This is a genomic window from Streptomyces sp. NPDC050263 (genome assembly GCF_040655955.1).
In the GTDB taxonomy this organism is placed as follows: Bacteria; Actinomycetota; Actinomycetes; order Streptomycetales; family Streptomycetaceae; genus Streptomyces.
The window spans coordinates 1-19,877 of record NZ_JBFAKW010000095.1 but is presented as its reverse complement, the minus strand read 5'-3'; the positions used below and the strand labels follow the sequence as shown (position 1 = coordinate 19,877).

The 19,877-nt window shown below is 72.8% G+C and carries 15 protein-coding genes; 5 read left to right on the top strand and 10 right to left on the bottom strand.

What is annotated here, in order from left to right; genetic code table 11:
• Nucleotides 1-60 precede the first annotated feature (60 nt).
• The 3 genes from AB0J04_RS32430 to AB0J04_RS32420 all read right to left on the bottom strand — a co-directional run bounded on the left by AB0J04_RS32430 (nucleotide 61) and on the right by AB0J04_RS32420 (nucleotide 2,736).
• Nucleotides 61-1,029, bottom strand: coding sequence for a MerR family transcriptional regulator (locus tag AB0J04_RS32430; protein WP_363172180.1), 969 nt, complete (start codon nucleotides 1,027-1,029; stop codon nucleotides 61-63).
• Between the two features lie 74 nt (nucleotides 1,030-1,103).
• Nucleotides 1,104-1,610, bottom strand: a complete 507-nt coding sequence (locus tag AB0J04_RS32425; RefSeq protein WP_363172179.1) for a glutathione peroxidase — start codon at nucleotides 1,608-1,610, stop codon at nucleotides 1,104-1,106.
• A 10-nt stretch (nucleotides 1,611-1,620) separates the two neighbouring features.
• Nucleotides 1,621-2,736, bottom strand: a complete 1,116-nt coding sequence (locus AB0J04_RS32420; RefSeq protein ID WP_363172178.1) for a winged helix-turn-helix domain-containing protein — start codon at nucleotides 2,734-2,736, stop codon at nucleotides 1,621-1,623.
• Nucleotides 2,737-2,833: 97 nt separating this feature from the next.
• On the opposite strand from AB0J04_RS32420, the gene AB0J04_RS32415 reads away from it, so the two are divergent.
• Nucleotides 2,834-4,045: an MFS transporter gene (locus AB0J04_RS32415; protein ID WP_363172177.1), complete on the top strand. Its 1,212-nt coding sequence runs from the start codon at nucleotides 2,834-2,836 to the stop codon at nucleotides 4,043-4,045.
• On the opposite strand, the gene AB0J04_RS32410 is transcribed toward AB0J04_RS32415, so the two are convergent.
• Nucleotides 4,042-4,476 carry a MarR family transcriptional regulator gene (locus tag AB0J04_RS32410; RefSeq protein WP_363172195.1) on the bottom strand — a complete coding sequence of 145 codons (435 nt, stop codon included), beginning with the start codon at nucleotides 4,474-4,476 and terminating at the stop codon, nucleotides 4,042-4,044. The genes AB0J04_RS32415 and AB0J04_RS32410 overlap by 4 nt on opposite strands.
• A gap of 164 nt (nucleotides 4,477-4,640) precedes the next feature.
• Here AB0J04_RS32410 and AB0J04_RS32405 point away from each other — a divergent pair, with 164 nt between their 5' ends.
• Genes AB0J04_RS32405 through AB0J04_RS32395 form a run of 3 tightly spaced genes read left to right on the top strand, consistent with a single transcriptional unit; the run spans nucleotide 4,641 to nucleotide 13,916 of the window.
• A complete protein-coding gene (locus tag AB0J04_RS32405) occupies nucleotides 4,641-5,501 on the top strand; it encodes a hypothetical protein (RefSeq protein ID WP_363172176.1) in 861 nt (286 codons plus the stop codon).
• Entirely contained in the window at nucleotides 5,494-8,784 is a 3,291-nt protein-coding gene (locus AB0J04_RS32400; protein ID WP_363172175.1) for an ATP-binding protein, read from the top strand. The genes AB0J04_RS32405 and AB0J04_RS32400 overlap by 8 nt, the downstream gene beginning before the upstream one ends.
• Before the next feature lie 5 nt (nucleotides 8,785-8,789).
• Nucleotides 8,790-13,916: a hypothetical protein gene (locus tag AB0J04_RS32395; RefSeq protein WP_363172174.1), complete on the top strand. Its 5,127-nt coding sequence runs from the start codon at nucleotides 8,790-8,792 to the stop codon at nucleotides 13,914-13,916.
• 148 nt (nucleotides 13,917-14,064) lie between these two features.
• On the opposite strand, the gene AB0J04_RS32390 is transcribed toward AB0J04_RS32395, so the two are convergent.
• The 4 genes from AB0J04_RS32390 to AB0J04_RS32375 all read right to left on the bottom strand — a co-directional run bounded on the left by AB0J04_RS32390 (nucleotide 14,065) and on the right by AB0J04_RS32375 (nucleotide 16,617).
• Complete coding sequence (locus AB0J04_RS32390) at nucleotides 14,065-14,580, bottom strand: glycoside hydrolase family 11 protein (protein ID WP_363172173.1); 516 nt, start codon at nucleotides 14,578-14,580, stop codon at nucleotides 14,065-14,067.
• 224 nt (nucleotides 14,581-14,804) lie between these two features.
• Entirely contained in the window at nucleotides 14,805-15,461 is a 657-nt protein-coding gene (locus AB0J04_RS32385; RefSeq protein WP_363172172.1) for a DUF3105 domain-containing protein, read from the bottom strand.
• Between the two features lie 95 nt (nucleotides 15,462-15,556).
• The gene (locus tag AB0J04_RS32380; protein ID WP_363172171.1) at nucleotides 15,557-16,000 is read right to left on the bottom strand and encodes a hypothetical protein; all 444 of its coding nucleotides are present in this window, start codon (nucleotides 15,998-16,000) and stop codon (nucleotides 15,557-15,559) included.
• 101 nt (nucleotides 16,001-16,101) lie between these two features.
• Nucleotides 16,102-16,617 carry a DUF5990 family protein gene (locus AB0J04_RS32375; RefSeq protein ID WP_363172170.1) on the bottom strand — a complete coding sequence of 172 codons (516 nt, stop codon included), beginning with the start codon at nucleotides 16,615-16,617 and terminating at the stop codon, nucleotides 16,102-16,104.
• Between the two features lie 295 nt (nucleotides 16,618-16,912).
• Here AB0J04_RS32375 and AB0J04_RS32370 point away from each other — a divergent pair, with 295 nt between their 5' ends.
• The gene (locus AB0J04_RS32370) at nucleotides 16,913-18,247 is read left to right on the top strand and encodes a ferredoxin reductase family protein (RefSeq protein WP_363172194.1); all 1,335 of its coding nucleotides are present in this window, start codon (nucleotides 16,913-16,915) and stop codon (nucleotides 18,245-18,247) included.
• A gap of 233 nt (nucleotides 18,248-18,480) precedes the next feature.
• Here the strand turns inward: AB0J04_RS32370 and AB0J04_RS32365 are convergent, their stop codons facing one another.
• Together AB0J04_RS32365 and AB0J04_RS32360 are read right to left on the bottom strand one after the other, a co-directional pair.
• Nucleotides 18,481-19,251: a DUF2637 domain-containing protein gene (locus AB0J04_RS32365; RefSeq protein ID WP_363172169.1), complete on the bottom strand. Its 771-nt coding sequence runs from the start codon at nucleotides 19,249-19,251 to the stop codon at nucleotides 18,481-18,483.
• Complete coding sequence (locus AB0J04_RS32360) at nucleotides 19,241-19,468, bottom strand: hypothetical protein (RefSeq protein ID WP_363172168.1); 228 nt, start codon at nucleotides 19,466-19,468, stop codon at nucleotides 19,241-19,243. Before AB0J04_RS32360 ends, AB0J04_RS32365 begins: the two co-directional genes overlap by 11 nt.
• Between the last annotated feature and the right edge of the window lie 409 nt (nucleotides 19,469-19,877).

Below are 19,877 nucleotides of genomic sequence, written 5' to 3'. Positions count from 1 at the left end.
TCACCGGCTACGCATGCGTCACCGAGGCGCCGAGGTCAGCGAGACACCGGGGACACCGGGTCACCGGGTCACCGGGAACGCCACGTCGCAGACCGGGTCCTCGACTCCCGCGGCGTCCCAGTCGGCGAAGTAGATCTCCCGGCAGGGCCCGTCGTACTCCCAGCCCTCCCGCTTCATCCACGCCTCCACCGCCTCGAACGCGGCGATGATCTGCGGATGCGCGACCTGCGCCTTGGCGATCCGGGTGTACGCCAGCCGCCGGGCCGGCTCCACCCGCACCTGGATCTGCCGTCCCGGTCCCCGCTCCCGGCCCCGGCCGGACGCCCACACCCGCGCCGCCGCCTCGTCGGCGACCGGCACGCAGGACTCCGCGGGGCCGTCGCTCTCCATGGAGACCTCGGAGTGGTAGACGACGAACGGCGCGCCGACGCTCCCGCCGCACTCCCCGGCCGCCGCCTCCAGCCGCCCCAGCGAAGCGGGGATCCAGGCGGGCAGCTCGTCCGCGAGCGTGTGCCGTGACTCGGTGATGATCACCTGCTCGGGCACGTCGACCAACCGGACCTCGAACTTCTCGTACATCTCGGAGCTCCTCCCCGACAGACGTGCACGGAGGTAGGCGGCGAGGGTGCGCTGCGCGGCGAACCGGGTCTCGACCTCGCCCCAGTAGGCGGCGAGCAGCTCCCCGGCATCGGACCCGGCAGTCCCGCCGGACCCGGCAGTCCCGCCGGACCCGGCAGTCCCGCCGGCCCGGTCGGTCCCGTCAGTGGTCTCCACCACTTCCGCGATCCGGGCGAGCGGCATGTCGAGCCGGCGCAGCATGGCCACCAGCCGGGCGCGGTCGACCTGGGCGGCCCGGTAGTAGCGGTAGCCGCTGGTCTCGTCGATGTGGGCCGGGGCGAGCAGCCCGAGCCGGTCGTAGAGCCGCAGGGCCTTGGCGGACAGCCGGGCCCGCGCGGCGAACGCACCGATGGTGAGCAGCGCGCCACGGTCCGGCACGTCCCGTGCGTTCCCTGCGCCCGCTGCGTCCATCCCGCCATCCTCCGTCACCGGGCGATCTGGTGCGCCCGGTGACGAGGAGACTGCGCCTTGCCCCAGGGGCAGGGTCAACCGGCGAGCTGCGCCTCGATCGCGGCGACGAGCTCGGCCGCCTCCGGCTCGGTCTGCGGGGAGAAGCGGGCCACGACGGAGCCGTCCCGGCCGATCAGGAACTTCTCGAAGTTCCAGCGGATGTCGCCCTCGTGGCCCTCGCCGTCCGCGAACCCGACGAGCCGCTCGTACAGCGCGTGCCGGCCCTCGCCGTTGACCTCGACCTTCTCGGTCAGCGGGAAGGACACGCCGTAGGTGGCCGAGCAGAACTCGGCGATCTCCTCGGCGCTGCCGGGCTCCTGCCCGAGGAACTGGTTGCAGGGCACGCCGAGCACGGTGAAGCCCTGGGCGGCGTACTGCTCCTGGAGCTTCTCCAGGCCGGTGTACTGCGGGGTCAGGCCGCACTTGGAGGCCACGTTCACCACCAGCACGGCCTTGCCCGCGTACTGCGAGAGCTCCGCGGAGCCGCCCTTGAGGGCGTCGATCTGGACGTCGAGGGGAGAGGAACCGGCATCAGTAGTCATGCCCCGGATGCTAGCCCCGCAAGGTGACCCCAGCCCTTCCGGGGGCACCCCCCGCTTCCGGTTCCGGCCCGCCGGCCGCCTCCGTCAGGACCTCGCCCGCGGTCGTGCGGGAGTACAGCACCGAGCGGCCCGCGCGGTGGCGCTGGACCAGGCCCGCGTCCAGCAGGACCCGCAGGTGGCGGCCGATCGAGCCGAGGGGCTGGTGGGTCAGGGCCACCAGCTGGGTGGTGCTCACAGGGGTGGCGAGGAGGATCAGGACCGCCGCCCGGGAGCGGCCCAGCAGAGCGCCCAGCGCGGTCGGCGCGGCTTGGGCGGGGGTGCGGTGGGCTTCCGCCAGTGCGCCTGCGCAGGGGTAGACGACGGCGTACCGCCCCGCTCCCGCACTCGCTCCCGCACTCGCTCCCGCGCCCTCCTCCTCTCCCGCTCCCTCCTCCCCTTCCTCACCCTCCGCCGCTCCCGCTCCCCGGCCCTCCCAGGACACCCAGCCTGTCTTCGGGGTCACCGGGACGAACAGCAGCTCCGCGCCGGAGATCTCACGGGGCGGGTACTCGTGCAGGTTGACCTGGAAGCGGCTCTCGCCGAGCCAGCGGGTCCCGGGCCGCAGCGAGTCCAGGACGGCGGCCCAGCCGCCCTGGCTGACCTGCGCGGTCCGCGCGACGACGTCGGCCTCCAGGACGCGCCGCCGCCGCTCCCAGTACGGCCGTACGCCCGCCTCCCACACGTACTCCAGCAGCTCGGCCGCCCGCTCGGGCAGGTCGTCGCGGTCCAGGGCGGCGGGGAGCGGCCGGGCCAGGGACGTCCGCAGATGGGCGCGGGCGTCCGCCGGACGGGCCGCCCGTACCCGGGCCACGCCCTCCTCGAGGCTCTCGCCGTCCCGCGGCGTCGGCGTGAGGAAGTCCGCGATCCAGCTCCTTCCGAGCCCGGCCCGCACGAGCAGCGCGGTCACCGGGTCGGCGGCGAGGCGGGCGCGGTAGGCGGGGAGGTGGGCGTGCAGCCACTCCTGCTCGCCGGGGTGCGTGCCCACGCCCGCGTGCAGCAGCTTCAGGCTCGCGAAGGTCTCGGCGAACGGCGACAGCACGAACCGGCTGCAGGCCAGGGTGTCCGCGTTCATCTGCCACCAGCCCACGACGACGCCCCCTCCTCCCGCACCTGCGACACCCACGACCTTTCGCGTGACCGCGAAACAATAACCGGCTCTCCCCGGGCCGTTCCAGACTCCCCGCATGACCGGATCCACGTACCGACGGCTCTTCCGCGTCCCGGAATTCACGCCCCTTTTCCTCTCCTCCGCCGCCCACACGGCCGCCCAGACGGTGAGCGGACTCGCCCTCGGCACGCTCGTCTTCCGGGCCACCGACTCCCCGCTGCTGTCGGCGGTGAGCATGTTCGGCCCGTCGCTCGCGCAGGTGCTGGGCGCGACCGTCCTCCTCTCGGGCGCCGACCGGCTGCCGCCGCGGTCGGCGCTGACCGGTCTCTCCCTCGCCTTCGCCGTCGCGACGTCCGTCATGGCGCTGCCCGGACTGCCGGTGTGGGGCGTCTTCGCCGTCGTACTCGTCCAGGGGCTCATCGCCTCGCTCGGCGGCGGCGTCCGCTGGGGCCTGCTGAACGAGATCCTCGGCGAGTCGGACGTCAAGGACAGCTATCTGCCGGGGCGTTCGCTCTTCAACATGATGAGCGGGCTCATGCAGATCACCGGATACGCCGTCGGCGGCGCCCTGGTGACCGTCCTGTCCCCGCGGCCCGTCCTCCTGCTCGCCGCGCTGCTGTACGCGACCGCGGCGCTGGTCGCCTGCCTCGGACTGACCGTGCGCCCGCCGCGCGCCCTCGGCCGGCCCTCGGCCGCGCTGACCCGGCGCACGAACGCCGTGCTGTGGTCCTCCCGGCCCCGCCGCCTCACCTACCTGGGCCTGTGGCTCCCCAACGGCCTGGTCGTCGGCTGTGAGGCGCTCTTCGTGTCGTACGACCCCGAGGCGGCGGGCACGCTGTTCGCGTGCGCGGCGCTGGGCATGCTGGTCGGGGACCTGAGCGTGGGCCGCCTCCTCCCGCCGAACCTGCGCCCCCGCCTGGCCACCCCGCTGCTGCTGCTCCTCGCCGCCCCCTACACTCTCTTCGCCCTGCACCCGGCGCTCCCGCTCGCCGCGGCCTGCGCCGCCCTCGCCTCCGTCGGCTTCGGCGCGAGCCTGGTCCAGCAGGAGCGGCTGATGGCCCTCACGCCCGCCGAACTCAGCGGCCACGCCCTGGGGTTGCACTCGGCCGGGATGCTCACCATGCAGGGCGTCAGCGCGGCGCTCGCGGGCGCGGTGGCCCAACTCACCTCACCCGCCACGGCGATGACGGCCATGGCGCTGACCTCGATCGCGGTCACCCTGGCGTTGACGACCGCCGCCAGGACGAGGACGGGAGGCGTCTACGCGGTGGCGGACGACAGGCCCTAGCTGTCAGGGTCGGTGAAGACCTCGGGCACCTTGTTGTCGACGACGACGCGGGCGAGGAGCGCGGCCAGCCGGTCGCGCTCGTTCGTGTGCAGCGCGGACGGGAGCTTCTCCAGGCGGCGGCACGTCTCGTCGTAGAACCGGTGCGCGAGCCGGTCGCCGTCCTCGGTGAGTCCGACGCGCACGGCCCGTCCGTCCCGCGGATCGGGTTCGCGTCGGACCAGGCCGCGTTGGACCGTGCGGTCCACCAGCCCGGTCAGACTGGACTTGGCGAGGCCGAGCATCTCGCCGAGCTCGCTCATGCCGTACGGCTGCGGCATCAGCACGCACAGCAGCTGACCCTGCTGCGGAGTGATGCCGTAGGCGCGGCTCGACTCGGCGTACACGGTGTTCACGAGAAACGTCGACCGCACCAACGCGGTCACGACGCCCATCTGTTCGCCTGCGGCTCTCCCCATGGGGGAGAAGGATATCGGGGCGGCCCGCACGGCTCCAGGACGCCCCTTCCCGGCCGATCGTCGACCGTGCAAGAGGGCAGCGCCGAAGCCGTCCTGTTTGTCATAATCGCGGCCAGGGACGAATCGGGGGTGGTGGTTTCATGGCGGACGTTGTCGTCGTACATGGCATTTTCGCCGAGCGGTCGAGCCGTGCGGAGATGCACGACACCTGGCTGGCCGCACTGCGCGAGGGATTGCGGAATGTGCGGTTCCGCGAAGTCGACGGCCTCACGGTCGAATGCGTTTTCTACGGGCACCTCTACAACGACGGAAAAGCGGGCCCCGCCTGGCAGTACGAGATCGGGGACCTCGCGCCCGGACTCGAGGAGGAACTGCTGATCTCCTTCGCGGAAAGCGTCGACGACCCGTCGCGGGATCGCGATAAGGATCAGGATCAGGATCAGGCGGAGGCGGCGGGCAAGGCCGCGTACGCCCCGCGCAGTGTGCAGTGGGCCATCGACAAACTGCAGAAACGCAAGTTCCTCGGCGGCACGAACGCGGCGATTCTCGGGCTCGTCAAGCAGGTGGCCCGCTATCTGCGCGACCCGGAATTCAAGAATAAGGTGCACGCCGAGTTCAGCGCCGCGATGGAGACCGGGCCGCGGCTCGTCATCGCCCACTCGCTGGGCAGCGTCGTGGCCTACGACTGGCTGCGGTCCAACCGGCCGACCTCCGCGACGACCCTCATCACCCTCGGCTCACCGCTGGGGCTGCGGCCGGTCCTGCGCGAACTGCACCCGTACCTCGACTCCTGCCAGGCCCCCTGGCCGGTCGGCATCGACACCTGGGTGAACGTCGCCGCGAAGGAGGACGCCGTCGCCACGGTGAAGGAGCTGGACGGGCTGTTCGCCGGGAAGATCCACGACCTCTCCGCCGCCAACTCCCGCCGCACCGCGCACGACGCCGTCGTGTACCTGAAGAACGTCCGCACCTCCGAGTCGGTGAAGGTGGCTCTTGGCTGAGGGCACCGGGCGGACGGGGCGGACGGGGTACTTCTGCATATCGGGCCGGCCCGCGTACGGCGGGAGCTTCGCGGATCTGGAGCTGTTGCCGGACGAGGTGCGGGCCGTCCGGGAGGGGCTCGGCGCCCTCGGGCTGACCGAGCTGTTCGCCGACGAGGTCAAGGCCAAGGCCAAGGCCGACGGCGAGGACGGAGACGGGTACGCGCTCTCCCACGCGGCGCTCCGCGGCGCCCTGTCCGACTGGAGCGGATCCACTGCCGAGGACCCGGACGAGCGCGGGCGGACGGCGACGCTCGTCATCTACGCCACCGGCCACGGCCACCAAGGGGAGAACGAGTGGGTGCTCGTGGCGCCGGAGCACGACAAACCCCTGGAGTGGGGCGCGGCCGTGCCGCCCGCCGCCCTGATCGCCGCATTGAAGGAGCGGACGGACCTCGCCCAGGTCCTGCTCGTCCTGGACGCCTGCGGGGCCGGACCCGGCGGTGAGCAGACCCTGCTGGACACCCTGGCGAAGGCCCGGTACCGCGCCGTCGACGGCCAGTTCGACCTGTGGGTCGTGGCCGCCGCCCGGCGGGCCGAGACGGCTCGACAGACCGTGTTCTCCGACGCGTTCACCGCCGCGCTGCGCGACACCGCCGTCCGGTCCTTCGAACAGCCGCACCTGAATCTGGCGAAGGTGATGGAATCGGTCCAGAAAGCCCTGAGTCGCACCTCGCAGAAGGCACGGATCGTCGCCGGTCACGAGGACCCGCACTGCCGGACCCTGCCCAACCCGCTGTTCATGCCCTCCGAACCGCCGGTCGGGCTCCCGGCCGCGTGGAGCCGGAGCTCCCGCGGGGTGCGCGACCAGGACGCGCCCGGCTGGTACTTCACCGGCCGCGAGGCCGCGCTGCGCACCGTCCTCGACCATCTGTCCGGCGCCGGATCCGCTCCGCCGCTGTGGCTGACCGGCTCCCGCGGCAGCGGCAAGACCGCGGTCCTCGGCCGGATCGCCACCACCGCGACCTCCGACCTCCGCGCCAGGCTGCCGGTCGTGGCCCGGCAGGGCGTCCTGCCCGTCGGCGACCTCGCCCTGGCGCCGGTCGACGCGCGCGGCCGCACCGCCGACCGGCTGGCCGCCGAGATCGCCCGCCTCCTGAGGCTCACCGCCGCCGAGAGCGTCGCCGACCTGCTGGCCGGACTCGGCGGCGCAAACGGCGGAAACGGCGGAAGCGGCGGCGGCAGCGGCGGAAGCGGTGGAACCGTGCGGGGCGTCATCGTCGATCACGTCGACGAGGCGGACGGGCCCGACGCCGTACTGGCCGACCTGGTCGGGCCGCTGGCCGCGCTGCCCGACGTCCGGGTGGTGCTCGGGGCGGCGCGTCCGCTGCCCGGGCACCCCGCCGGGCTCGCCGTCGACCTCGACGAACCCGCCCACCGCGGCCCCGCCGCCGTGGCCGCCTACCTGCGGACCCGGCTCGAGTACGGCGCTCCGGACGCTCCCGGCGGCCGCGGCGGTCGCGGCGCACCGGAGGCCGTCGCCGCCCTGGAGCGGATCTGCGGCGGCTGCTTCGCGGCCGCGGTCGCCGCGGCGGACGTCCTGGTCCGGGACCGCGTCGACCCCCTCGACCGGGCGTCCGAGGCCGCCGTCGAGCGGCTCGACCGTCTGCTCCGCCGGACCCTCGGCGAGTTACTCCCGCAGCCGGTGGCGGACGCGGCCGTCGACGTCCTCACCGCGCTCTGCTCCTTCCACGACGACCTCTTCCTCGACGTGCCGACCTGGGCCGCCGTCACCGCGCGCCGCGCCCGGACCCCGGTCGGCGCGGGGGAGCTGGAGGCGTGTCTCGCCGCCTGCCGGACCTTCCTGGAGCGGCGGGACGCCACCGTCCGCGCGCCCGGAAGGTCCCCACGGGCGGTGCGGGCCGTGCTGCGGCAACTGCTCGACGAGATCGGCCCCGAGGCCGTCGGCTTCTCCGGCTGGGAGCGCGTCGCGCCCCACCTGCTCGACATCCTCGCCGCGGCCGCGGCCGATCCCGCCGGCGACGTCGACCGGCTCCTGGACGACCCCGGCTTCCTGCTCGCGCTGCCGCGGCCCACCATGACCCGGACGGTCAAGGCCCTGCACGGCCCGGAACAGGCAGCGCGGGCCGCCGTGTGGAACGCCCAGCCGCGGCAGGCGGAGCCGCACCAACGCCGGTTCGCCCTCGCGCTCGCCGCCACCCGGCGCGGACTCGCCGACCTCGCCCAGGCCGTGGGGCCCGTCGCCGCGCCGTGCGGATCGCTGGAGGTGCGCTGGGCGCGACCGGCCGCCCGCGAACGGCACACCACCACGCGCGTGTGCGTCACCGGGAGCCCCGGACCCGGGAGCGCCGGACCCGGTTCTGTCATCACCGCGCACGACGACGGCACGCTCGTGTGGTGGGACGGCGGCAGCGGCGAGCAGGGGCCGTCGCGGCAGGTCGCCGACAGCCGCGTCGTCGCACTGCACGCACTCGACACCGCCGACGGGGCTGACGCGCTCCTCGTCCTCGCCGACGGCTCGGTGCTGCGCTGCGCTCCCGACGCCGACCGGGTGCCGGACCAGGTCCTGCGGACCGGGAAGGGCGAGCGGCCCGGCCCCAGCGCGGGACATCCGGCAGGGTTCCTCGCCCTCGGCGACGGCCCGGCCGTCGAGGTCCTGGCGGTGGGGCCGGCGGGCGGCGACCTGGAGCCGGTGGGCCGCGAGCCGTTCCGGCAGACGGTCGTCGCGACGGCTCTGGCGGGCCCGCCCGACGATCCGGTGCTCTGGGCGGCCACCCTCGACGGCGTGGTCCACCGCTGGTCCCCGGCCGCACCCGGCGCGCCGCGCAGGGTCGCGCTGTGTCCGAACCCCGTGCGGCTGGCCGCCGCCGCGGATGGCGAGACGGCCGTGATCGTCGACGCGGACGGCAACTGCACGTTCGTCGGCGGTGCGGCCGCACTCGCGGGCGCGGTCCCGGCACTGCGCCGGAACCTGCGGGCCGTCGAGCTGACGGCCGACTGGTTCGTCGTCGCGGGCGGCGACGGGGACGGGTACGGGCAGGGATACGGGCCCGGTGGCGGGGGCGGGAACTGGCTGGACACGTACAGCGTCACGGACGGCAGCGGCGCCCGCTGGCCGCTGGACGGACTGCCCACGGGAATCAGCTCCCACGGCCCGGCCGACCTGGTCGTGGTCACGTCCCGCGCGCCCGCCCTGCTGCGTGCCCGCACCGACCCGAAGCACGGCGTTTCGCAGCACCGCAGCGCGCAGCACGGAATGTCCCAGCACGGCCGCAGGAGGTAACCCGGATGACAGCATCGCCGTTCTCTCCAGCCGCCGCTGTCCCCGACACCGCGTTCGTGCGCGACCGGCTGGTCGCCCTGCTGCTGTCGCTGAACCGGGCGGCCGCACGGGACGTCCCCGAGGACGAACTCGCCGCCGCCGTGGCCGCGTCGGGCCTCGCGGACGGCTGGCTCGGCGAACTGCTCGCCGGGCCGGACCGCGACGCCGTCCTGGCCGGCCTCCCCGAGTGGCTGACGGTGTCCGACGCCGCCGGCCTCGCGGCCCTGGCCGAGGTGAGCTCCGGCGTGGGAACGGAGCCCTCGGCCGCCCCGCCCGCCTCCCCGGCTCACCGGCGGGTTCAGCGGTTGCTGCCCGCGCTCGGCGATGAACTCCCCGACCAACTGTGCGAGTTGTGGGCCGAGTGCCCCGTCCGCCTCGACCCCGCGGGGCGGGCCGGCGGGTCGGCGCACGCGGCGGTGGTCGACACGGCCGGCGGGCGGGTCGCGATCACCCTGGGCGAGGTGTCGGCGTCGGTCGGCGGGCCCGGCTGGATCCGGCCCGTGGAGTGGGCCGGCCGGTATCTGATCGAGGCGCGGGAGGCCGTCGTCGCCCTGCTGGCCGGGTTCGGCGCCGCCGAGGCGGGCGGGCGGCCGGCGCTCCCGGTCGCGGCCGGTTCGGCGTGGCCCGAGGACCCGGCCGTCGGACTCGGCTACGCCCTCGACATCCTCGCCGAGGTCACCGGACTGCCCCGGCCGGACGTGGTCGCCCTCGGCGTCCGGGCCGACGGGCAGAGCTTCGCGCCGATGACGGAGGACGACCTGGCCGGACGGGTCGAGGCGCTCGCGCTCATCGGCGTCCGGGAGGTCCTCGCCCCCACCGCGCAGGGCTGGGTCAAGGCCGGCCCCGGCGACAGCCGCGCCCCGCTTCCCGGCCTGCCCGGCGCCCGCACCCTGGACGGCGCTGCCGCCGCGGTCTGGGGAGAGCCGTGGGCCGAGTGGAAGCACGCCCGGCACCGCGAGGAGCTGCTCCGCCTGGGCTGGGTGCCCCAGCCGCTGAAGGCCGCCCGGCCCGACGACCCCGTGGCGCGACAGGTCGCCGACCTGCGGGAGATCTTCCAGGGCAAGGACAAGGACAAGGAAAAGGACAAGGAAAGGGAGAGCGAGAGAGAGGGCGGGGCAGGCGGGCGCAAGCCGACCGGGAGAGCGAGACGCGTGGCCGTCGTCGGCGGCACCGTGCGCAGCGGGAAGACCACGATCGCCGCGCAGCTCGCCGACGACCTGCGCGGCCGCGGCTGGCAGGTGCAGGCGATCAGCTCCACGCGGGGCGAACTGCCCGACCGCGACCCGCTGATCGAGGCCGCCCGGCGGGCGATCGACCTGATCGAGCGCGACGAGGGCAAGCCCTGTCTGCTGATCCTGGACGGGCTGCTCCCGCTCCAGGGCGGCAACAAGGCGGTGGACGAGCTGCTGCCGCTGGTGTCGGAGGCCGTCCGCAGCAGCGTTCTCGCGCTGCTGGAGTACGACGTCTCCGCGAACTTCGAGTGGAGCACGGACAGTGTGGACGTCGTCCCGGCCGTCGTCGGCGGGCCGCACCTGGAGGACTTCGTCAAGGCCGTGGCCCTCGCGCGGCCGGACCGGTTCGACTGCGACGCCGGGCTGGCGGAGGTCCGGCGCAGCGACGGCAGCCGGGACCTCGAACGCATCATCAGGGTGATGAGCACCGGCGGCGGCGAGGACCCCGTGCTCGCCTGCTTCGACGGTCTCGGACTCGCCCAGCAGGAGGCGGTCGCGGACCTGGCGGCGGCCTCCCTGATCCACTCGGGCATCCCCGAGGGGACCCTCGCCGAACTCGACGTCACCGAGGAACAGCAGGCGGCCCTCGGCGTCGAGAACCTGGACGGGCAGGGGCTGGGCCAGGGTCTGGCCAGGATTCCGTGCGTCGAGGACTGCACCCGGATCCTGCAACGCGTCCTGCAGATCCGGGAGGAGATCGAGGAGGGGGACGACCGCGACGAACCCGAGCGGGTGCCCGTCCCCGGCGAGGACCGACTGCGCGCCGAGGTCGTCGACCGGCTGACGCCCCGGGGCGAGGAGCTGATGCGGCACGAGTCCCGCGAGGTCCTGACCTGGCTGCTCGGAGCCCGGCTCTACCGCGCGCGGGTGGCCGCCGAACTCCTCGACCGCACCCGCGACGGCGCGTTCGCCGACTGGCTCGCCGGAGCGCCCGCCGGCGAACTGGCGCGCTGCCTCACCGCGCTCGGCTCCTCGCTGAGCGAGAAGATCGCCGGGGACGTCGTCCTGGAGTTCACCAAGCGCCTGGAGGACGCCCCGTCGCCCCTGCGACTGCACGACCTGGTGAGCGTGATCCGCGGCATCCGGCACGCCATGTCCACCGGCGCGCTCGCCCTGGACGGCGTCAGGACCTGGCTGCTGGCGCAGGTGGACGCCGTCCTGACGGACGGGGAGGGCACCGCGCAGCAGCGGCTGCACCTGCTGGAGCGGATCGAGTGGTTCCAGCACGCCGACCTCGACGAGATCGTCGTGAAGCGGGTCGCGGAGGTCGTCACCGGTCTGGACCCCACCCGCCCCGCCGACTACTTCCTGGTGCTGCGCGCCCTGCGCCTGCAACGGCGGCTGTGGCGGCGGGTCGCGGAGGACGCCACCCGCCACTACGAGGACGACACCCCCGGCTACCACCCCGTGGACCAGGAGGCCGGTCCGGAACTGCTGATCGCGTACAAGCCCCGGGCCGAGGACGGCTTCGCGGTGGTCGTCGCCGGGATGATGCTGCGCCGACACGTCGACCGGACCGAGCAGACCCAGTGGGTCACGATGATCGAGGAGTACCAGGACCTCCTCCAGCCCGCCCTGGACAACAGCAGCCCCCGCGACGTCATCACCGCGCTGCACGAACTGCGCCGGACCTCCGGCATGCACCGCAACGAGATCTTCAAACGGGCCGTCAACACCCGCCGTGACAACGGCCGTTACCTGCGCGCGCTGCGCGAACTCGTCCGGCGCGCCACCCCGATGGAGACCGTGGAGTTGCTGCGGGTCGTGCAGGGCCTGCACGCCTGGTGCGCCTGTCTGCTGCTGGCGGCCGAGACCCCGGGCCTGGAGTGGACCGAGGACAACGCCCCCGACGAGACCCTCGCCGAGCGGCTGGCCGACGCGACGAAGAACGACCCCAAGGCGGCGGGCATGCTGCTGTCGGTGACGCACGCGGTGGAGAACCCCTACCACCAGAGCGGCGAGAGCTTCGCCCAGCGCTTCGGCGACAGGCTCGGCGACACCAGGATCAAGGCCTGGCTGACCAAGGACCCTCGCCCGTCCGTGAAGTACTACCTGGTCAAGGGGTTGTGGGAGGCGCAGGTCGGGTACCGGGAGCAGTGCCTCGACCTGATGGTCGAGATCGTCGCGCAGTCGCTCACCACGTCACGGCGGGTCTGGGGCCCCCGGCTCGCCCTGTGGCTCGGCGCCGACCCGGAGTTCGGCCCGGCCTTCCTGAAGGACCTGCGGGACCGGGTCGGCATCGACGATCTGCTGGTCGGCATGAGCGTGTGGTCGCCGCCCGACGCGCAGGCCCAGTTCCACCGGCTGGCCCGCGCCCTCTACCCGAACGCCGCGCACCGGTACGCCCAGACCTTCGACGTCGGCGAACTGGCGCACCGACTGGCCAACGCCGCCTCCGTCGCCGTCGCGGAGACCTGCCGCGAGGTCGCCCGCACGATGCGGCACAGCAACCGGGACGAGAGCGGGGTCTCCGGGGCGGGCCTGCTCCAGAAGACCGGCAAGATCATCGGACGGCGGGACGTGTGGACGGACCGGCTCGACACCGTCCGGACGGGCGAGGAGTTCACCCAGTTCCTGAGCATCCTCAGCGAGATCGACCGGGGGTTCGTGCGCCGACTCCTCGGCGCGTACGGCGAGCGCACGATGCTCACCGCCGTCCACGCGACGGAGGAACTGCGGCTGGTGTGGAAGACCCGCTCCGCGATGTACCAGAACCCGCTCGCGGCCACCGGCATGCTCTCCAGACTGGAGCAGGTCGCCGAACTCGGCCGGGCCGTCTACACGGGGCTCTCGGACGACACCCACCTGATGAAGATCTTCACCGACGAACTCCAGTTGCTGCAGAACCCGACCGAGCAGTACACCGCCGCCCTGCACCTCAGCCGGATCGGGATCGGACCCACCCACCCCCGCAACGTGGAGTGGATGCAGATGACGTACGAGCTGAAGCAGAGCATCGTCTCCACGGTCTCCAGCCCGCGCGCCATCCGGGACATCCTGCGCACCATGGCGCTCTGGGAACGCCGTTGGGCGCTCGAACTCGTCCCGAAGATAGACCTCGCCAAGCCCGCGCGCCGGCTGCGGCTGGGCCTGATCGCCGACCTGGAACCGACCATCGACCTCGCCGCCCTCCTGACCAGCCTCGACTACCGGGACAAGGCCTCGGGCACGCTCGACATGCTGGCGGAGGTCGGCTGGGAGCGGGTGGTCGACCATGTGGACCTGCCGGCCGCGGTGCTGCTGCTCCGGCTGGTGGGTCAGTTGCAGCCGCACCACGGGGGCGCGGTCGCCGCGGCCGTCAACGCCCGGATCGTCACGCTGCTGGGCCGCGGCATCGTCCTCGACGACCGGGCCATGTGGCGCGAGGTGGGCCACGCCTGCCAGGCCCTCGCGGCGGCCGGCCGCCCGGTACGGGGCGTCGGCGGGCTGCCGGCCCGCGAACCCCTGGTCGCCGACTCCCCGGCCGTCGCCCGCGCCCTGCACTGGTTCCCGCCCACGCCCTGGCGTGCCCGCTTCCAGAACGTGGCCGTCGACCGCCTGGTCTCGCACCCCCCGCGTTCCTCCGCCGGCGACCTGACCCTGGCCCTCGCGGGCGCGACCGCCGCCGGCCGCCTCGCCGACCTGCTCTGCGGCCTCGACGACCTCGGGTCCCTCGCCGCGGCGGGCACCAGGAACCTCGCCGACCTGACCGAGTTCGCCGCCGGACACCCCGACCTCGCCGCGGCCCTGCGCCCGTACCAGGCGGCCTTCGAATCCCACCTCCGGTCCCCGACATCCGTGGCGTCCCTGGACGCCCGCCGCCTCCGCCGCAGCATCACGACCCTCGCGGCGGGCCCGCCGACGGTCAACGACGCGGGCTGACGGCCCATCAGCGATGGGGGGCGGCGCCGGATGGTGTCTCCGGGTGACGGCCGGTAGCGGCGCTCGGGGAAAGGCCGCGCAGGAGGAGGCGTTCAGGTCTGTCCGGACTGCGCCAGGCGCAGGCGCAGGCGCAGGCGCGGGGAGACGGTCATCCGCTGCCGGGCGCCACCGCGCGGCCGGTCTGCGGGGAGATCGTCCCGGCGCACAGGCCGCGGGCGGCGAGTCCCTGCGCGATCCGGGGGATCGCGGCGAGCGTGTTCGCCGACCAGTCGTGCATGAGGATGATCTGCCCGGCGGTGAGCCGCCCGGCGGCCTGGACGACGGCGTCGGTGCTCGCGCCGTTCCAGTCCTGCGAGTCGACGTCCCAGATGATCTGGGTCAGTCCGTACCTGGCGGCGACGGCCTTCACCGTCGCGTTGGTCTCGCCGTACGGCGGCCGGAACAGCTTCGGCGTGCCGCCGCCCGCGTTCGCGACGGCCTGCTGGGTCCGGTAGATGTCGTACGTGCCGCCGTCGCTGGTGACCGCGCCCATGTACGTCCCCGTGGGCCGGTAGGTGCCCCAGTTGTCGACGATGTAGTACTCGACGAGCGGGTTCGACGCGGTTCGAAGGCTTTCCGATGTCGGCGGTGAGCGGCGGGCACGGTTCCGCTCCGGGATGTGCACGCCGCGGCACCGCCGACTCCCGGTCGGCGGTGTGGAACGGTGGTCACCGCGATACCGACGCCCCACCCGGACGCAGGGACGAGCACGGGCCGACAACAGCCGGCCCGTGCTCGTCCCGCCGACCTCCGCCGACCTCCGCCGGCACGAGGCGAGGCTTCCTGGGCCGCCGGAGCGAGGGCGCTCGCGTCAGCGCACGTCGACGAAGTCCCCCGCCGCTTCGACGGTCATGAGGCCGTCAGTCCGTTGGTGCAGGCGGCGCCCGGCTCGGGCGTCTGCGGCCCCTGGACGTACTTGGTGAGGAACTGCTCGACCCGCGGGTCGGACGCCTTGTCCACGGTGAGCTGACGTCCCCAGGCCGACAGCGTGATCGTCCCGGACTGATCCTCGGCCGGGCTCATCAGCGTGTACGGGGTCCTGGCCACCTTGTCGCCGAGTGCCTTGACGTCGGCCTCGGCGGCCTTGGAGTTGTACGTCACCCAGACCGCCCCGTGCTCCAGGGAATGCACGGCGTTCTCGTTCGCTATGGCCTTCGGGTACACGGTGCCGTCGCAGGTCATCCACGCCTGGCTGTGGTCGCCGCCGACGGGCGGGTTCATCGGGTAGTCGACCTGGCCCTGGACGTGGTTCCGCGTGAGCTTCTTCGCGCTCCAGGTCTTCTCGCCGGAGACGGGCTCCTTCGCGGCGGCGGCCCTCTGCTCGGACTTCTCATCGGCGTTGTTGACGGCGTACGCGCCCCATCCCGCCAGCCCGCCGACGACGACCGTGCCGAGCGTGATGGCGATGATGCGGGCTCTGCGGTCACGGGCCCTCTCGGCGCGGCGCATCTCCTCGATGCGAGCCTTGCGGGATACGGCGGCGGCCTTCTTGCTGGACTTGCTCATGGCGGTGTCCTTCCTCCCGCCGTGCGGCGGTAGGTGCAGGGGGTGGGTGGATGTCGTTCGGCGCGGGCGCGAGCGCGCGACGCCACGGCAGCCCCCTAGGTCCGCTGCACCTGGAGGACGTGAAGATCGGGGGCGTCGACGCCCGGCGGAGGCTGGGGGAGGAGCGTGGGGCCGTCCCCCCGCCGGGGGAGCGCCGGCCTGCGGGGCAGGACCGCCGGCGACGGCTGGACGGATGCGGCGAGCACTCCCGTCACGTGGTGGAGGGCCTGAGCGCAGCACACGTCGCCGTAGGGACAGTCACCCGGGTCCGCGGCCGGTGGCGAGTGGGGCTCGGCAGGGGCGTCCGCCGCTGCCGCCGCCACCGCTGTCCCGGCGGACAGCGTGGTCATCGGAGCGGCGTGGCCGCCACTGCCGTGTGTCACACAGCCCAGGCACAACACCGCGGTTGCGATCAGCGCGGCCAGGGCCGGGCGCAGGAACGCGACGGGCGTGCTCCACCGCACGCCGCGGGTCTGCGCCGACTGCGCCCGGCTCCTCATCACCGGTGATGCTAGGCGGTTCCTGCGGGCGATGGGACCGCCGAGGCCCAACCGGGCAGTGGGCGACCGGGGAGGTCGGGCAAGGCGGGCCCGTGGCTCGGTCACTGCTCCTGCGGGTCGGCGGGTTCGGCGGTCCAGGCGATGTGCGGGGGCACGACCCGTGCGCACAAGGGTTCGCCACAGGCGTCGGTCAGGCCCAGGCGTCCCACCAGCAGACCTGTCCGGGTGGCTGCTGTGAGTACCTCGGCGGGGACGGCGTCCAGCATGAGCTTGGCGCGGCGGAACATCGCGAAGGCGCCGGAGTCGTCGACGGCGCCCCAGGAGAGGTAGACGAACCGGCCGCCCGGACGGCCCTGGACGTAGGGCCCTTTCACGTCCGTGCCGGTCGGCGACGAGGCGACCGTGCACTCCAGGGCCCACGTCGCCGACGGGGCGTCGCCCGGGTGGAGGGCGAGGAGTTCCGCCGGGCGATCACGACGTTGCACCGCGACGTGGACGTTCCGGTGGACGGGGACGGGGACGGGGACGGGGGCGTGAGCGGCCGTTGCCGTTGCCGCTGCCGCTCCGGGAGGGCAGGTGCGGCCGGGCAGGTCCGTGGCCTCGATGCGGATGCGCATACCCGCCATCATCGCGCCGACCACCCGGGTCCGCGGCGGCGTCCACGATCTCGCTCACGCCCCTCCCCGTCGGCCGCATCCGACCAGCGAGCCCACGACAAGCGAGGAACCGGCCCGGTGCACTCATCACCACCCGGCGATCGGATGCGACGATTCTGGCGTGAACGGATCGGGCACACGGCCCGTATGCATATCCGATCGGGTGCGTATCCGGACGAATTACTCGATCGTCATGAGATCGGTGCACACGGGCCGTGAGTGCAGCGGCCACGGGGGATGTGAGGAAGACATGGCGATGGCGAGTGACGCGGTGCGCAGAAGCACCGTGCTACCGGTGGACGCGGCGCGCTGGGCGATGTGGACTTTCGTCATCGTCAACGCGGTGATCGTCGAGGCGCTGTTCCTCAGCGCCGGTTCGGGCAAGAACGGGGTGCTCACGGTCGCCAAGTTCTTCGGACTGCACGCAGCCCTGCTGATGCTGTTCCAACTGCTGCTGGTGGCCCGGCTGCCCTGGCTGGACCGCCGCATCGGGATGGACCGGCTGACGGTGTGGCACCGCTGGGTCGGCTTCTTGCTGCTGTGGACCGTCCTCACCCACGCCACGCTGGTGGTGCTCGGCTACGCGAACCTCAGCGACACGTCCATGGGGAAGACGTTCGTCGCACTGAGCGGGGTGCCGGCCTCCCTGCTGGGCATGCTCGCCGCGGCCGTCATCGTCGTCATCGCCGTGATCTCCACCCGGCCCCTGCGGCGGCGACTGCCGTACGAGATCTGGCACGGTCTGCACCTGCTGCTCTACGTGGCCCTGGGCCTGTCGTTCGTCCACCAGTTGCAGGAGACCACGACGTTCACGTCCTCCGCGTTCGCCACGGCCTACTGGTGGCTTCTGTGGCTGTTCGCCTTCGGCGCCCTGCTGACCGGGCGTGTCGCCATGCCGCTGTGGCGCAATGCCTACCACCGGTTCCACGTCTCGGCCGTGGTACCGGAGTCGGACAACGTGGTCTCCGTGTACGTCACCGGCCGACACCTCGACAAACTCCCGGCCCGGGCGGGGCAGTTCTGCATCTGGCGGTTCCCCGGGCACAACCACTGGTGGCCGGCCAACCCCTTCTCCCTGTCGGCGGCGCCGGACGGACAAGGGCTGCGCCTCACGGCGAAGGCGGCGGGCAGCACCAGTGCCGGCCTGCGGAACGTCCCGGTCGGCAGCCGCGCCTTCGTCGAGGGACCGTACGGGGCGTTCACCTCGCTGCACCGGACCCGGCCCGGCACCCTGCTGATCGCCGGGGGCGTGGGGATCACGCCCGTGCGGGCCATGCTGGAGGAGGAGGCGACCGGAGACGTCGTCGTGCTGTACCGGGTGCGCAGCGAGGCCGACGCCGTGCTGCTGAACGAGGTGCGTCACCTGGTCGCGCTGCGGGGCGGACGGCTGCACCTGCTCACCGGCAGAACCGGCGAGGGCGACACCCCGCCGTTCGGACCGGGCAGCCTGCACAGTCTGGTCCCCGACATCACCGAGCGTGACGTGTACGTCTGCGGGCCGCCCGCCATGACCAGGGCCGTGCTCGCCGGCCTACGGGACCTGCGGGTCCCCGCACGACAGGTGCACGCCGAGAAGTTCGGTCTGGCCTGAACCGGACAGGGGCCCGACGCCCGGACCCGCGCATACAGACCCGCCACAGGCCGAGCGGCACCGCATCCTGCTCGCCGAGCTGAACGCGGCCGGTGAACTCGACGTCGGATCTTGACTGTCACGCCGCCGGGCGTCCGCGCGAGTCCCGGCAAACCCTCGGCCGTCTTTCTCCGCTGATTCAAGGCGGCCGGGCTCCGCTCCACCTCCCGGCACGACCCCGCCGGACTCGGCCGCTACTGGCGGTGGCGGCGCGTTCCCTGTCGCGGTGGCAGGGTCAGTGTGATTTGCCGAACGAGTTGCTGGAAGCATGCGAGGGACGCGAGGGCGGGCAGGGAAGCCCCGGCGATACCGGTGAAGGTCATGTCTGCCTGTGCTACGCACAGCATTATCGCGACGGAGGAGAAGAGCAGAACGATGAACCACGAGTGCACGGCTCGGCGCTGATGCAGGGCAGTTCGGAGGATGGAGAGAGAGGCCACCATCCAAGGGCCGTACACGAGAAGAGGCCACGACGGAACCATTCCACCTCCCGTTTTGGACGTGATGTTCTGCAGCGGCCTGTAGGCCACAATGCCGCCGAAGACGCTGACCATCGCCACGATGACGGCGACGAGTGCGACGATGACGAAACTGCCGGTCCGCAACCACTTGAGTCGGAGTCTCCGACCTGGGATCTTGCGATGCCCGGCGGAAGAGAGTCGGGTGGGCGGCAACTGAGCGGTGAGCTGCCCCAGGCTCTCCATCGGGTCGGTGAAGTCGACGCCGGCCGAGGACTCGCCGCGAGGTGGCGGCACCCAGGCCGTCTGCTCCGCCGGAACAGCCTCCTGCATGAGATAGGCGAGTTCCTCAACCGGATCCCAGCCCGCGTCGGGTGGGGTCAGGGGAAGCCCTGCGTGCACGCTGTCGACAGGTTCACCGTTCCAACCGGTGTCCGACCCATAGGAGTATGCGTCGGAGTACCATGCACGCCGCTCAAAGGAAGGATCTGCATACTCATGATTCATAGGAAGGCGCCCGTCGGGCGCGGTCCGCTTGGCGGCCCGAGTACTCCTGGCCGTTCCACCGCGAGTTGAGTTCCTCCTGGATTGCCTCCAGCAGCGCGAGGAACTCGCGAAGCAGCGGCTCGGCCTGACGTTCGACCCATGCGCCGTCCCCGATCACGGTGCCCTGTACCGCAAGCGCCGAGTGCGCCGCAGCAGGCGGGAAAGTGTATTTCCCCACTGTCAGATCGCGGGCCGCAGGCGGATTATCCGTCCTCACGTTGCGCTGAGGCAGGCACTGGGGCCTTTCTTTCGTCATATCCGGCTAACGCCGCTCCCCTCCTCCAGATGCGCGGCAAATGAGTGACCCTGCCGTCAGGGAAATACTGAGGAGAGCGTTTCGTAATTAATGTAATTCGCGCCTCACTTCGCACGTTATGGGTCGAGCGAATTGTCCTTTCAAATCTCCTGAGTAGAAATATGATTTGCCTGCCACCGCTCCCTGGGCCCCTCCTGGCGCTCGGGCCACTCCAGTCACACGCCATGGGGACGGAGGACTCTGCTGCGCAATTCGTTCAGGCGGAGAGTCGGTAGCTGAGCCGTTCGAGTCTGCTGCTGCGGCGGGTCCGGTCGAGGGGGCCTGTGGTCCA